This window comes from Listeria farberi (genome assembly GCF_014229245.1).
Lineage (GTDB): Bacteria > Bacillota > Bacilli > Lactobacillales > Listeriaceae > Listeria > Listeria farberi.
Genome location: NZ_JAARZJ010000008.1, coordinates 90,431 through 105,635 on the forward strand (window position 1 = coordinate 90,431; position 15,205 = coordinate 105,635).

15 protein-coding genes are annotated in these 15,205 nt (G+C 39.5%); 14 read left to right on the forward strand and 1 reads right to left on the reverse strand.

The window, feature by feature from the left end:
* Positions 1-155: 155 nt before the first annotated feature.
* The 12 genes from HCB45_RS08670 to HCB45_RS08725 all read left to right on the forward strand — a co-directional run bounded on the left by HCB45_RS08670 (position 156) and on the right by HCB45_RS08725 (position 12,549).
* The gene (locus HCB45_RS08670) at positions 156-2,225 is read left to right on the forward strand and encodes a BglG family transcription antiterminator (protein ID WP_185619597.1); all 2,070 of its coding nucleotides are present in this window, start codon (positions 156-158) and stop codon (positions 2,223-2,225) included.
* A gap of 33 nt (positions 2,226-2,258) precedes the next feature.
* Positions 2,259-2,723, forward strand: coding sequence for a PTS sugar transporter subunit IIA (locus tag HCB45_RS08675; protein ID WP_070235154.1), 465 nt, complete (start codon positions 2,259-2,261; stop codon positions 2,721-2,723).
* 56 nt (positions 2,724-2,779) lie between these two features.
* Positions 2,780-3,061 (forward strand): PTS sugar transporter subunit IIB, encoded by a 282-nt coding sequence (locus HCB45_RS08680; protein ID WP_003722023.1) that lies wholly within the window; start codon positions 2,780-2,782, stop codon positions 3,059-3,061.
* A 61-nt stretch (positions 3,062-3,122) separates the two neighbouring features.
* A complete protein-coding gene (locus HCB45_RS08685) occupies positions 3,123-4,394 on the forward strand; it encodes a PTS galactitol transporter subunit IIC (protein WP_003722022.1) in 1,272 nt (423 codons plus the stop codon).
* Between the two features lie 36 nt (positions 4,395-4,430).
* On the forward strand, positions 4,431-5,483 hold the full coding sequence (locus HCB45_RS08690) for a galactitol-1-phosphate 5-dehydrogenase (protein ID WP_185319774.1): 1,053 nt from the start codon (positions 4,431-4,433) through the stop codon (positions 5,481-5,483).
* Between the two features lies 1 nt (position 5,484).
* Positions 5,485-6,516 (forward strand): zinc-binding dehydrogenase, encoded by a 1,032-nt coding sequence (locus HCB45_RS08695; protein ID WP_185319775.1) that lies wholly within the window; start codon positions 5,485-5,487, stop codon positions 6,514-6,516.
* 194 nt (positions 6,517-6,710) lie between these two features.
* Complete coding sequence (gene rpiB, locus HCB45_RS08700; protein ID WP_003764201.1) at positions 6,711-7,151, forward strand: ribose 5-phosphate isomerase B; 441 nt, start codon at positions 6,711-6,713, stop codon at positions 7,149-7,151.
* A gap of 8 nt (positions 7,152-7,159) precedes the next feature.
* The gene (locus HCB45_RS08705) at positions 7,160-7,834 is read left to right on the forward strand and encodes a ribulose-phosphate 3-epimerase (protein WP_185319776.1); all 675 of its coding nucleotides are present in this window, start codon (positions 7,160-7,162) and stop codon (positions 7,832-7,834) included.
* A 33-nt stretch (positions 7,835-7,867) separates the two neighbouring features.
* On the forward strand, positions 7,868-9,883 hold the full coding sequence (gene tkt / locus HCB45_RS08710; RefSeq protein ID WP_185319777.1) for a transketolase: 2,016 nt from the start codon (positions 7,868-7,870) through the stop codon (positions 9,881-9,883).
* Positions 9,880-10,524: a ribulose-phosphate 3-epimerase gene (rpe, locus tag HCB45_RS08715; RefSeq protein WP_185619599.1), complete on the forward strand. Its 645-nt coding sequence runs from the start codon at positions 9,880-9,882 to the stop codon at positions 10,522-10,524. The genes tkt and rpe overlap by 4 nt, the downstream gene beginning before the upstream one ends.
* A 132-nt stretch (positions 10,525-10,656) precedes the next feature.
* Positions 10,657-11,136, forward strand: coding sequence for a GNAT family N-acetyltransferase (locus HCB45_RS08720; RefSeq protein ID WP_185319779.1), 480 nt, complete (start codon positions 10,657-10,659; stop codon positions 11,134-11,136).
* 15 nt (positions 11,137-11,151) lie between these two features.
* On the forward strand, positions 11,152-12,549 hold the full coding sequence (locus HCB45_RS08725; RefSeq protein ID WP_185619601.1) for a deoxyguanosinetriphosphate triphosphohydrolase: 1,398 nt from the start codon (positions 11,152-11,154) through the stop codon (positions 12,547-12,549).
* A 37-nt stretch (positions 12,550-12,586) separates the two neighbouring features.
* Here HCB45_RS08725 and HCB45_RS08730 read toward each other — a convergent pair whose 3' ends face one another.
* Complete coding sequence (locus tag HCB45_RS08730) at positions 12,587-13,978, reverse strand: deoxyguanosinetriphosphate triphosphohydrolase (protein ID WP_185619603.1); 1,392 nt, start codon at positions 13,976-13,978, stop codon at positions 12,587-12,589.
* A gap of 256 nt (positions 13,979-14,234) precedes the next feature.
* Between HCB45_RS08730 and rpsL the strand changes: the two genes are divergently transcribed.
* Positions 14,235-14,648, forward strand: a complete 414-nt coding sequence (gene rpsL / locus HCB45_RS08735; RefSeq protein WP_003720973.1) for a 30S ribosomal protein S12 — start codon at positions 14,235-14,237, stop codon at positions 14,646-14,648.
* Positions 14,649-14,678: 30 nt separating this feature from the next.
* Positions 14,679-15,149, forward strand: a complete 471-nt coding sequence (gene rpsG / locus HCB45_RS08740) for a 30S ribosomal protein S7 (RefSeq protein ID WP_003722012.1) — start codon at positions 14,679-14,681, stop codon at positions 15,147-15,149.
* The last annotated feature ends 56 nt before the right edge of the window (positions 15,150-15,205 follow it).

Here is a 15,205-nt window from a genome sequence, read left to right on the forward strand (position 1 = left end):
AAGTAACTTTTGCATATTTACAAATAACAGGTTTGTTAAAAAAGTCACAAGTAAAGCCCAATGATGTACATTCTTTCCGCAAGTTATTGGGATGAAAGCGTGTACATTTTTATTAGATTTAGATTTATAATTAAAACGAACAGGAGGGAACTAACATGTATTTGGATGAGAGAAGTAATTCACTTTTAAAAGAACTCTTACGACATCCTGACACATCGAGTACGAACTTACAAGCCAAATTCGGTTTAACTCGAAGACAAGTCGACTATAGTTTCCAAAAAATTAACAACTGGCTAGAAGAACAGACTTATCCGAAGATTCATCGTGCTGCAAATGGTCGATTTATCGTAGAACCTGACCTGTTTCAAATCATTGGTGAGGAAGATGGCGAAAAAACAGATTGGTATATTCCGTCAGAAAAGGAACGCGCCAGTTTAATCATCCTCATGTTAACAACAGGAAGTGAAGAGTTATCCCTTAATCACTTTATAAGCGAGCTGGAGGTGAGTAAGAACACCGTATTACGAGATTTGAAGCTGGTACAGAAAACACTCGATAAATTCAATCTTGAAGTAAAATATTCGCGGATGCGTGGCTATTTAATTGAGGGAGATGAGTGGAATCAGCGAACAGCACTCATTTATGCGGCAGAACACATTATAGAAAGTTTTGGTGGCGAAGAGTATTTACAGGATTTCATGCAAGTGGACGAAGCAAGAATTAAAGAGCTTCGGGAAAAATTGGAACAAGTGGAGCATCACTTAAATTTGCATTTTATTGACAATAAAATGCAAATACTGCCTTACATTTTAGAAGCTGTTTTTCGGCGGATGAAGAAGGGGCAAACAATTACGACATCTTTCCTGATTGACTACAATGAATTGTCAGATACTCGGGAATACGGAGCAGCAGAGATTTTTATTGAAGAAGAGCCAACTATGCCAGAAGCAGAGCGTATGTACATCACATTACAGCTTTTAACTTCCAATGTACTTCCGAAACAATATTTGAAATCGGAGGAAACACATAAGTTAAGACTGGCGCTGGAACAAGTTCTAAGCGAATTTGAGAAAAAGGCTTGTATTCAACTAGTAGACAAAGAATCGTTACTTGAAAAATTATTTGCACATATTAAACCTGCGTATTATCGGATTAAGTATCATCTTACAACAGATTACAGCATTTTAGACAAGATTGATCAAGAATTCCAAGCCGTGCATTACATCGTGAAAGAGTCGCTCAGGCCATTAGAACGTTTTATTGGTAGCAAAGTTCCTGAAAATGAAAGTATATTTATTACCCTTTTTATTGGAGGGCATTTAATCGAATCCACGGAAAAATTGCAAACAAGGCTAAAAGCAGTCGTGGTTTGTCCGAATGGATTGTCGATTTCGAGATTGATGGAAAAAACATTACGAAGCCTTTTCCCAGAAATATTTTTCTATCAAGCGATGTCGATTCGAGAATTTGAACAAACAAAGTTAGGCTATGACATTGTATTTTCCGCAGTGCCACTTTCGACCGATAAGAAATTTTTCCTAATTAATCAATTGATGGATGGAAAAGAGCGCCTCGAGCTTAGACGCCGGGTGATGCGGTCTGTTTACTTAGTGGATGAGGTGAATATCAGCGTCGACCAATTAATGAAAACTATTTCCAAATTTGCTGATATTAAAGATGCTGCCCGTCTTGAAAAAGTGCTAGCAGACTATTTAATGCCAGTACCAGAAGAAAACATATCCAAACACACAGGCAAAAGCACACTCGCAGATTTGCTTGAAGTAACACGAATCACACGTAAGAAATCTGTGAAAGACTGGCATGAAGCAATTTATGATGCAGCTTTACCGTTACTTTCAGCGGGAGTGGTGGAGCCAGCCTATGTGGAAGAAATGAAACGGCAATATCCGGCACCGATTATGAACATCATTCTCCGTAATACGATAGCTATCCCTCATGCTGAAACGGAAAAAGGAGTAAATAGCCTCGGAATGAGCTTGTTATATGTAGAGGAAGGCTTGCCGTTAGAAGGTGGTAAAGAGCTACATTTTATCGTCGTCATTGCAGCCATAGATAAAAATGCTCACTTCACAGCTTTACTACAATTGATGGAATTATCGGAGAACAAAAAAGAACTGAAAAAACTTGCGGATGCCAGAAATACAGAAGAAATGCACCAAATAATTAAAAACTTCACGGACTTGGAAACAAAAAAGACAATGTAGAGAAGTCAGAAAGAATTACAGGAGGATTTCGTAATGGATTTAGTACAATTTTTGAAAAAAGGAATGGTTTGGGTTCAATCGGATATCGAGAAACAAGAGGACCTATTCCAAATGGTCGCAGAAAGTGGAAAGTCTGAAGGATATGTAACGGATGACTTTTTAACAAGACTAACAGACCGTGAACAAACCTTTCCAACGGGGCTAAAATTAGATGGATACGGCGTGGCATTACCGCACACGGATCCAGAATGCGTTACGGAACAATTTATCGCCGTAATCACTGTGAAAGAGGGCATTCCATTTAAATTAATGGAAGATGCTGGTCAAACGGTTGAAGCGAATTTGATTTTCGTACTCGGACTAAATGAACCTCACAGCCAGCTCGCGGTACTTCAGCAATTGATGGGGACGATTCAAGATAAAGACAATGTAGCCGCATTACTCAGAGCGAAAGATGAAGACGAAGTAAAACAAATTTTAGAAACTATTACCGTTTAAAAAAACAGGGAAATTAGCCGCGGGAAATCGCAGCAATTAATTAGGAGGAATTTATCATGGGACAATTTAAAATTTTGGTAGCTTGTGGAGCAGGAATTGCAACATCAACAGTAGTAACGGACAGAGTAGAACGTTTGGTAAAAGAAAACAATGTGGATGCAGAAGTAAAACAAATTAAAATCTCAGAAGCAGCATCCATGCAAGATGGAGCAGATTTAATCGTATCAACAACTATTTTACCAACAACTTACAAAATCCCAGCTATTATTGCAACTTCTTATATCACTGGTATGGGTATGGAAGAGCTTGACGAAGAAATACTTGCGCACCTTAAATAAAGGCTGCGCAAGGGAGTTTAGAAATCATCATTAAACAGAGAAAAAAAGGAGGAAATATTAAATGGATACACTTCTGTCAGGAGTACAGTATGTTTTAAACTTGGGGCCTACAGTTATTTTGCCTATTATGATTTTCTTTATTGCATTAATTTTCCGAGTACCAGCAAAGAAAGCGCTTCGTTCAGCGATTACGATTGGTATCGGGTTTGTAGGTATTAACCTTGTTATCAGTTTACTATCTAGTAACTTAGGTCCGGCAGCACAACAAATGGTTGAGCGTTTTGGACTGAATTTAACAATTATTGATGCAGGTTGGCCAGCAGCAGCCGCGGCTTCATGGGCTTCTCCAGTTGCAGCAATTCTAATTCCAATCTGTTTGGTAGTTAACTTAGCACTTATTTTCTTCAAAGTTACGAAAACACTTGATATTGATATTTGGAACTACTGGCACTTTATCGCAGCAGGCGCGACTGGTTATATCGTAACTGGTGGTAACTGGTGGTTCGCGATTCTTTGTGCGATTATCTATGAAGTTGCTGTTCTTTGGATGGCAGACAGAACACAACCTATGGTAGAAGAATTTTATGGCTTAAAAGGGATCTCCTTACCAACAGGTTCTACAGCAGCATTCGGTTTCATCGGTATTCCGGTTGGTTGGCTAATCGCTAAAATCCCTGGTATTAAAAACATCCATGTTGACCCAGAAACTATTCAAAAACGTTTTGGTATTTTCGGGGAACCAATGATGATGGGTCTTATTCTAGGTATTGCAATCGGTATTCTTGCAGGCTATGACGTTGGGGCAGTGGCACAACTTGGTATGTCCATGGGTGCGGTAATGTTCTTAATGCCTCGTATGGTTAAAATTTTAATGGAAGGTTTAATTCCAATTTCAGAATCCGCTCGTGAATTCATGAAATCTCGTTTCAAAGGCCGCGAACTTTATATCGGACTTGATGCAGCACTTTCAATTGGTCACCCAGCGAATATTTCTACTGGTTTAATCCTTGTTCCAATCACTCTTTTCTTAGCGGTTATCATTCCTGGTAACAAAGTACTTCCTTTTGGTGACTTGGCAACTATTCCATTCTACGTATCTTTCGTAGTAGCATCTCGTAAAGGTAACATTCTTCACTCTGTTTTAGCTGGAACTGTAGTTATTGCACTAGCGCTTCTTATGGCAACTGACTTCGGTCTTGTGCATACAGAAATGATGAAAGGTGTTTACGAATTCCCTAAAGGAGCAACACAAGTTAGTACACTTGATATGGGTGGTAACTTCTTTAACTGGGTTATTCTTAAATTCTCTCAAGCTTGGGCAGCTATTTTCTAAGTTTTGTTTTAATGATATAGAAGAGGTGATAGTAACATGAGAGCAGCTGTGTTATACGAGAATAATGTAATAAAAGCAGAACAAATTGATGAAGCGACTTGTGGAAAAGATCAAGTTCGTGTCGAAGTAAAAGCAGTTGGAATATGTGGATCGGATATTCATAAAATGCAAACACGCTGGAAATACCCACTGCCTGCTGTAATGGGACATGAATTCGCAGGCGTAATTACAGAAATTGGTAGCGAAGTAACAAACGTAGCTATCGGTGACCGTGTCGCAGGAATTCCGCTCGAGCCTTGTATGGAATGTAATTATTGTAAAGCGGGCGACTTCGCACTATGCGATAACTACCGGATGGTGGGATCACATTTCCACGGCGGATTTGCTGAGAATGTCGTAATGAAAGCAGACAATGTCATTTCTATCGGCGACCTTGATTTTGAAGAAGGTGCGATGATTGAACCGCTTGCTGTATCGATGCACGGGGTACTTGGAATTGAACCAAGACTTGGTGATACAGTTATCGTATTTGGGATTGGAACAATCGGGATTTTGGTTGTACAATGCTTACTTCTTGCGGGTGTGAAAGATATTATCGCTGTCGATATCAGTGATAAAAAGTTAGCGGATGCGCGGGAATTTGGTTGTAAATATACCATTAATCCTAAAAATGAAGACCTGAAAGAACGAGTTTTCGCTTATACGAATGGTCTAGGTGCTGACATTGCGCTAGAATGTGCTGGCTCGAAAATCACCCAAGAACAATGCCTTCTTGTAACGAAGAAAAAAGGTAAAGTTGGATTTCTAGGAATAGCTTACGCAGATGTACTTTTACACGAAGAAGCTTTTGAAAATATATTTAGACGTGAACTTACGCTTAAAGGTTTTTGGAATTCTTACTCGGCACCATTCCCAGGTGAGGAGTGGCGTACATCGATTGAATTTGTGAAACAAGGTCGAATTAAGCTGAAACCACTAATTTCGCATCGTTATAAGCTAGAGGAAACGAAAGAAGCGTTTGATATGATTCTTTCCAGAGAGCATGATTATAACAAAGTGATGATATTGCCGCAGAAAGGTGACGATTAATTTGAAAGCAGTAGTAAAAACAAATCCCGGATATGATCAAATGGAGCTAAGAGACGTGGAAGAACCACAAGTTTATGGCGACAAAGTAAAGATAAAAGTAGCATTTACAGGTATTTGCGGATCAGATATCCATACGTTTAAAGGTGAATACAAAAATCCAACAACCCCTGTCACACTGGGACATGAATTTTCTGGTGTCGTTGTGGAAGTTGGTCCAGATGTGACAAGTATCAAAGTGGGAGACCGCGTCACAAGTGAAACAACTTTTGAAACTTGTGGAGAATGTATTTATTGTAAAGAACATGATTACAATTTATGTAGCAATCGTCGCGGCATTGGTACGCAAGCAAATGGTAGTTTTGCAGAATTTGTTTTGTCTCGCGAGGAAAGTTGTCACGTGCTTGATGAACGTATTTCGCTAGAAGCAGCAGCACTGACAGAACCGCTTGCATGTTGCGTGCATTCAGCGCTTGAAAAAACAACGATTCGTCCAGATGACACAGTACTTGTTTTCGGACCTGGTCCAATTGGTTTATTACTCGCTCAAGTTGTAAAAGCGCAAGGGGCAACGGTAATCATGGCAGGAATTACCAAGGATAGCGACCGCTTACGTCTAGCAAAAGAACTTGGAATGGACCGGATTGTTGATACCTTAAAAGAAGACTTAGCTGAAGTTGTGCTCGGCATGACGGATGGTTACGGAGCTGAACGCGTATTTGATTGTTCAGGTGCAGTACCAGCTGTAAACCAAGGATTACCTCTAACGAAGAGAAAAGGCGATTTTATTCAAGTAGGACTGTTTGCCGAAAAGAAAAATGCAATTGACGAAGAATCTATTATCCAACGTGAAATTGCTTATATCGGCAGCCGTTCGCAAAAACCATCTTCTTGGATTTTGGCGCTCGATTTACTTGCTAATGGCAAAATCAATACGGATAAAATGATTACTAAAGTATATGGTTTAGACGACTGGCGCGAGGCTTTCGAGGCAGTTATGGCAGGAAATGAAATTAAAGTATTAGTGAAATCTTAATAATGGAGGATGGGCTGTATGAAAAAACATCAAAAAAAGGATAACCGTGCAAACGAATCCAAAGCTTCTCGGGCTCAGATGTTTTACAGTAGTCATCCTTAGAAATGAGCCGAGAACATATTCGCGTATGTTCTCGGTTCCATTTCATTATAAGACGTTAAAAGAAAAAAATCTATTAATGAAGGTGAAATTAAATGAAATTAACAATTGGTTGCGACCACGGCGGACGTAGACTAAAAGATGCCATTGTGAAACATTTACGTGAAAAAGATATTGAAGTTGTTGATATTGGAACATATACAGACGAAAGTGTCGATTTTCCGTCTTATGCGGAAGAAGTTGCGAATCAAGTAGTAAGCGGACAAGCTGATCTTGGGATTTTGTGCTGTGGGACTGGAATTGGTATGAGTATCGCTGCTAACAAAGTAGATGGAATCCGTGCAGCAGTTGTTTCTGATACTTTTTCAGCGCGTGCTACTCGTGAACATAATAATAGCAATGTTCTCTGCCTAGGCGAACGCGTTATCGGCGAAGGATTGGCTCTTTTACTTGTTGATACTTGGCTTGAGGCATCATTTGCAGGAGATCGTCATAAACGTCGCTTGGATAAAATTACTGAACTTGAAAGAAAGTGAGGATGGAAATGAGAAAAATAGCCGCTTCAATTATGTGTGCAGACCAACTACATTTAGGTGATGAGCTCCAGCGCCTCGAATCTGCTGGCGTGGAACTACTACACTGCGATGTGATGGACGGTATATATGTGAATAATCTAGCACTAGGTCCAGAATATTTGGAAATAGTGCGAAATAACACAGAAATCCCCTTAGACATACATTTGGCTACGATTACCCCACTTAAATATATTGACATGTATGCCACTGCGAAACCTGAATATATTTCGTTTCACGTGGAAGTAGCAGAAGATGTGTCAGAAGTAATCCGAAAAATTCGTTCTTACAATATTAAACCATCGATTGCGATAAATCCGGAAACCCCGATTGAAGCCATTTACCCGTATTTAGATGATGTCGAAATGGTGTTAATGATGACGGTAAATCCTGGGTTTGCAGGGCAAAAATTTCAAACAAATGTATTACAAAAACTGCATGATTTAAAAGCAAAACTAGAAGGGAAAGTGCATGCGCCGCTTATCGAAGTAGATGGCAATATTAATAAAGAAACAGTAGGCTTGATGCGAGATTGTCTACCAGACATTTATGTACTAGGCACATCCGCGTTATTTCATGACCGAGATAAAACGAGTTATGCAGAAAGACTAGTACGCATTTGGTCAGACGTAGAAAAACATGTGTAATAAAGCACAAACAATTTGAGGGAGATGACAGTTTTGAAAAAAACACTAGATAGACAAGCAGTAGACACGATTCGTTCGTTATCCATTGATATGATTGAGAAAGCAAACTCAGGACACCCAGGAATGCCGATGGGAGCAGCTCCAATGGCGTATATGCTATTTGCGAAACATTTAGTATTTAACCCAGCTAACCCAGAATGGTTTAACCGCGACCGATTTGTTTTATCAGCAGGACACGGGTCCGCACTACTTTATAGCATGCTTCATTTATTTGGTTATGATGTAAAAATGGAGGACTTAAAACAGTTCCGTCAATTAGATAGTTTGACACCAGGACACCCTGAATTTGGATGGACTGCGGGAGTTGATGCAACGAGTGGCCCGCTTGGACAAGGGATTGGTATGGCTGCTGGTATGGCGCTTGCGGAATCTCATTTAGCGGCTGAATATAACCAACCTAATTATCCAATTGTTGACCATTACACATATGCAATTTGCGGTGACGGAGACTTGATGGAAGGTGTGGCTTCAGAAACAGCCTCACTTGCAGGACATTTAGGGCTTGGAAAATTAATCGTATTATACGATTCCAATGATATTTGTTTAGATGGCGATTTAAGTGCAACGTTCAGTGAAAATGCAGCAGACCGTTTCCGTGCATACGGCTGGCAAGTTTTACGCGTAGAAGACGGCAACAATTTAGCTGCTATTCAAGAAAAAATTGTTCAAGCTAAATTAGAAACATCGAAGCCAACACTAATCGAAGTGAAAACAGTCATCGGTTATGGCGCACCAACAAAAGCAGGCAGCTCCGCAAGTCACGGTGCTCCGCTTGGTGAAAAAGAAGCAAATGGTGCAAAAGAGCATTACGAATGGGCAGAAGAGCCTTTCACAGTACCAGCTGAAGTCCGTGATTACTTAAGAAATTACAAAGCGCGCGGAGAAAAACTAGAGGGCGCTTGGAATACAATGCTCGCTAATTACAAAAAAGAATTCCCAGAACTTGCAAGCCAATTAGACCGCGTGTTAGCGGGAAAAGTAGCAGCTGATTGGAACGCCAATTTGCCAACTTTCGAAGCAGGTACAAATGTCGCAACGCGCTCTGCTTCTGGAAAAATGATTAACGCAATTGCAGCCGAATTACCAGAACTGTTCGGGGGATCCGCTGACTTAGGGTGCTCGAATAAAACATTTATTGATGCGAGCCCAGCATACAGCATTCAAGACCCAGCTGGTAAAAATATCTGGTTCGGTGTGCGCGAATTTGCGATGGGAGCAATGTTGAACGGAATGGCACTTCATAGCGGTTTGCGAGTATTTGGCTCCACTTTCTTCGTCTTCTCAGACTATGTCCGTCCAGCAATGCGGATGGCTGCTTTAATGCAACTTCCAGTAACATATGTATTCACGCATGACAGTATCGCTGTAGGTGAAGACGGCCCGACACATGAACCAATCGAACAACTAGCCTCGCTCCGTGCCATGCCAGGCCTAACAGTTATCCGTCCAGCCGATGCCAAAGAAACTCGCGCGGCTTGGGAAATTGCTGCGACCAACACGCACGGTCCAATCGCACTTGTATTATCACGCCAAGACTTACCAGTACTTGAAAATGACCAAGAAGAAGTAGATGCAGGCGTCGAAAAAGGTGCATATATCGTAGCACCAGCAAATGGTTCCAAACCAGACGCTATCATTATCGCAACAGGATCCGAAGTGTCCCTTGCCATCGAAGCAAAAAATGAACTTGCGAAAAAAGACTTAGACGTGTCAGTTGTCAGTTTATCGAGCTGGGAACGCTTTGAAAAAACAACCGATGCTTATAAAGAAAGCATTTTACCAAAAGAAGTCACAGCGAGATTTGCGATTGAAGCTGGGGCAACATTTGGTTGGAAAGAATTTATTGGATCAGAAGGCGATATGTTAGGAATCGATCACTTCGGCGCATCTGCCCCTGCGAAAGATTTGTTTAACGCTTATGGATTTACGCCAGAAAATGTGGCGAATCGTGTCGAAGCTATGATTGCGAAAGCCGGTGTGCGCGTATGACATTCGTAGCCCCGTCTCTACTTGCAGCTGATTATATGAATATGGCAAATTCTATTAAAGAAGCAGAACAGGCTGGCGCTGACTACCTTCATATCGATGTCATGGATGGACATTTTGTGCCGAATCTAACGTTTGGAATTGATATGGTCGAGCAAATTAATAAAACGGCGACTATTCCACTGGATGTCCACTTAATGCTCTCAAACCCAGAAAACTATATTGAAAAATTTGCAGCAGCTGGAGCACACATTATTTCCGTACACATCGAAGCAGCACCGCACATCCACCGCGTCATTCAACAAATTAAAGCAGCGGGCTGTAAAGCGGGAGTCGTGCTTAATCCGGGAACTCCGGCGAGTGTGCTGGATGCTATTTTGGGCGACGTAGATTTAGTTTTACAAATGACTGTAAATCCAGGTTTTGGTGGACAATCATTCATTAATTCAACGATTGAAAACATGCGCTATCTTGATAATTGGCGCCGAGAAAATAACGGCAGCTATGTTATCGAAGTCGATGGTGGTGTAAATGCCGAAACTGCAGAAAAATGTAAACAAGCGGGTGTAGATATCCTCGTTGCTGGATCATACTTCTTCGGGGCAACAGATAAAGCAACCTGTATTCAAGACTTAAAAAAATAAAATACGAAAAAAACTAGGTTGCCCAAAAAGCGCCTAGTTTTTTTATATTATATAGTAGATATTTTTTTAATTGATACATCCTGCGCTCTAGCTTATACTTAAATTAATACGACAACAAAAAGGAAGAGATAGATGACACGACTAACATTTCGAAACGGAACAGAACAAGACACGAAGTTAATTCTTCGTTTTATTACCGAACTTGCAATTCATGAAGGCATTGAAAAAGACGTAGTAGCAACCGAATCTGGCCTACACAAAGCCCTTTTTCAAGAAAAATCTGCCGAAGTAATTATCGCTGAATACGAAGGGGAGCCAGTTGGTTTCGCACTCTTTTTCCATAATTTTTCTACTTTACTTGGCAAAAAAGGCTTATACTTAGAAGACCTTTACATCATTCCAGAAATGCGCGGAAAGGGCTTTGGAACAAAATTTTTCAGCTATTTATCCAAACTTGCTTTAGCACGAGACTGCGGCAGATTTGAATGGTGGTGCTTAAATGAAAACAAATCAGGTATGGATTTTTACGAAAAAATTGGTGCAGAAAAAATGTCAGAATGGACCGTACATAGGCTCTCTAAAGCCGAAATGGAAAAACTAAGCAATCTATGAAAGGATGGAATTCAAATGAATTGGGACAAACTATTAAATGACAAACGCCGCCGCGAATCCGGTGTCACTCGTTCGAAAAACACCGACGTACGTAGCGCTTTTGAAAATGACTTTCAACGTATCGTCATGAGTGCATCGTTTCGCCGTTTACAAGATAAAACCCAAGTATTCCCACTAGAAAAAAGCGATTTTGTTCGTACACGACTAACCCATTCAATGGAAGTAAGCACCATCGCAAAATCAATGGGGAACATGGTTACACACACGATTCAAGAAGAAAAATTAGACCAAAATTTTACAAAAAATCATGCGGACAAAATCCCGGAAATCCTTGCTTGTGCAGGACTTTTACACGATATGGGGAATCCGCCGTTCGGTCACTTTGGTGAAGAAAGTATCCGTGAGTGGTTCCGCGACAATCTAGCAACCATCACTTACAAAAATAAAAGTCTAGCAGAAATCCTAACACCGCAAATGAAAGAAGACTTTTACTACTTTGAAGGTAATGCGCAAGTGCTCCGTGTAGTTTCCAAACTGCATTATCTTTTCGACCAATACGGCTTAAACCTAACATTCGCCACTTTAAACGCAGTCATCAAATATCCAGTTTCTTCTTTAAAAGTAAATAAAAAGCAAATCAAAAGCAAAAAACTAGGCTATTTTTACGCCGATGAATCTCTTTTTAATGAAATAACAACTGCAACAGAAGCGCTTGACAATCGCCATCCGCTTACTTATTTACTAGAAGTAGCAGACGACATCGCGTACCTAAATGCCGACCTAGAAGACGGCGTGAAAAAAGGCATTGTCAACATCACGCAAATCTTAAAAGGTTTTGAAGAAGTGGAAGAGCACAATAAAGTCACTGCCGCGTGCTACAACGAACTTAAGAAAAAAAGCGAGCGCTACGAAGGACAAGAAGAAAGTTTCATCGTACAACAATGGCTAGCATCGAACGTCCGCGGTCAACTAATCAATCGCTCACTTGAAGTGTTTTACGCAAACTACGATGCCATTATGGCAGGCACATTAAACGACTCGCTCATCGATGCTTCAAGCGCCGAACAACTCGTACAAATTTTACAAAGTCTATCATTCACGTATATTTACCAAGATAAAGGCATTGTTGAATCGGAAATCGCCGGCAACGAAATCATTTCCAAATTACTCGAAACGTTCATTCCAGCCGTTATCTACTATGATAGCGAAACACCAGAACGCCAAACAGCCAAAGATAAACGCCTACTAACCTTGATTTCCGACAACTACCTAGGCTGTTACCGCAAAAACGCAGAAGGCGAAAGCGAAACAATGAAACTTTACTTGCGATTACTCCTCGTAACCGACTTCATTTGCGGTATGACCGACAGCTACGCGAAAGATTTATATCAACGGTTGAATGGACTAAGCTAATAAAAAGTGTCCACAGAATTATTCTGTGGACACTTTTTTAATAGATACCATTAAGTTCCTGATACAAATCTTTTGCATAAGTATCAGTCATTCCACATATGAAATCAGTAACTAATAATAAACGTAAATAAAGCTTTTCTATCTGATTTTTATCTTTTGCATTTTTATGATAAGAAGAAAGGTGGTTATCAGATATCAATTTTATTAATCGTTTAGATTCATCTTTATTAGGGTCTTCAATGTCGGAATCATAATAGATTGCTGCAGGAACAAAAAGATCTAGTAGTCCATAAATTATTTTTTTACCTGCAAGTTCTGAGGCAATAATTTTTTTATCTGTAAAAATTTGAGTGAAGCAAGCCTTTTCTAAACCTTTAGCTAAGCCTTTAGCTTTACTTGTTTCTAATAGGGCTTTGTCAAAAGTACCAGCCATTATTGTAGAGTAGTTATCGAAAAAATTCTTCACAACAGACTTTATTAATATTCCTCTGACTTTTGTTGCAGACCACGCTTGGAATATAGAAATATCTTTTGTACATTTTTCTTTGATTTGTACCAATTCATCGAAACAGTCTTTAAGGATATAATCTGATGGAGTTAGCTCTGAATTTAATATTTCTATAACAGTATCTATGGACACAATTCCTTTTTTTACTGCATCTTCTAAGTCAGCTATTAAATAACTAATATCATCGGCGGCTTCTAACAAGAAGGTGACAGGATGTCTGTTATCAAAAGTACCAGTTTGTTCAGTGATTTTTTTAAAAATGTCTTTTTCAGCGTAAAAGTAACCCATTTTTTTACTTTTAATATGTGATTTATCTATTTGTAAAGAATTAACAGGATATTTAATAAATGAATTTAGAGTAGCTGAGGTTAAATTCATGCCATAACTGTTTTCAAAAAGCTGATGAAGCTTCGTTACTACACGTAAAACCTGTGCATTTCCTTCGAAATTTAAAAAATCTCCACACATTTGTTCTTCTAAAATAGTATTTATTGAAATTTTGCCTAATTTAAGTAAAGGGAGTTCTTTAGCGAACCATTGTCTTATAGCTGTTTCACCAAAATGACCAAAGGGTGGGTTACCTATGTCATGGAGTAATCCAGCCGAAGCTAAAAGGTCAGATAGCTCTCGAATATTTTCTACTGTAAATAGTGGGTCAATTTTGTCTCTCACAATTTGTGTTCCCACCATTGTTCCCATGGACTTGGCTATAGTTGACACTTCTAAGGAATGTGTCAATCTAGTTCGAATGAAATCATTTTTTTCTAAAGGAAATACTTGGGTTTTGTCTTGAAGTCTTCGGAATGAAGCACTTAGAATAATTCTTTGATAATCATTTTCAAAAACGTTTCTTAAATCATAAGTGTTGGTCGTTCTTTCACGATCTGGTGTTCTTCCGTTTAACAAAGTTGTCCATTCCATCTCTAATCATCCTTTTTTAATTTTATATTAATACAATCATTGTGAATAATCAAACAATATCTGCGATAGATTATATAGAAAATCACCTTGACATCCGAGCGTCAAGGTGTTACTATATTCAAGGTGCCTCTACTATAAACAGAGGTCTGAAAATAAAACAGCGTTGTAGGTCAAACTTACAGCCATTTTATTTTACCGAAAAAATGAACCACCTGGATGTGTGGAACTACTAAACAAGGAAGGAGGAATTTATCCCATGCCTACAATTAACCAATTAGTACGCAAACCTCGTCAATCTAAAATTAAAAAATCTACATCACCTGCTTTGAACAAGGGCCTAAACAGTTTTAAAAGAGAACTAACAGACGTTAACTCTCCGCAAAAACGTGGCGTATGTACTCGTGTTGGTACCATGACTCCTAAAAAACCTAACTCGGCGCTTCGTAAATATGCCCGTGTACGTTTGAGTAATGGTATTGAAGTAACAGCTTATATTCCTGGTATTGGTCACAACTTACAAGAACATAGTGTTGTTCTTATTCGTGGTGGACGTGTAAAAGATTTACCAGGGGTACGTTATCATATCGTTCGTGGAGCGCTTGATACAGCTGGTGTTGAAAATAGAGGACAAAGCCGTTCTAAATACGGTACGAAAAAACCTAAAAAATAATACTTATAAAATATGAAAGGAGGATATCCGATGCCTCGTAAAGGTCCTGTTGCTAAACGTGACGTGTTACCAGATCCGATTTATAATTCGAAACTAGTAACTCGTTTAATTAATAAAATGATGGTTGACGGAAAACGTGGAAAGTCTCAAGCTATCCTATATTCCGCATTCGATATCATTGCACAAGAAACTGGTAAAGATCCGATGGAAGTATTTGAACAAGCTATGAAGAACATTATGCCTCTTCTTGAAGTTAAAGCTCGCCGTGTAGGTGGTGCTAACTATCAAGTACCTATCGAAGTACGTGCTGACCGTCGTTCTACTCTTGGTCTTCGTTGGTTAGTAAATTATGCTCGCCTTCGTGGAGAGAAAACAATGGAAGTACGTGTTGCTCGCGAAATCATGGATGCTGCCAATAACACTGGTGCTTCTGTTAAGAAACGCGAAGATACACATAAAATGGCTGATGCTAACAGAGCGTTCGCTCACTATCGTTGGTAAAAAAATCACTAACAAATTCCAGGCGTATTGCCTGAAAAATTGTTTTATGGAAGGAG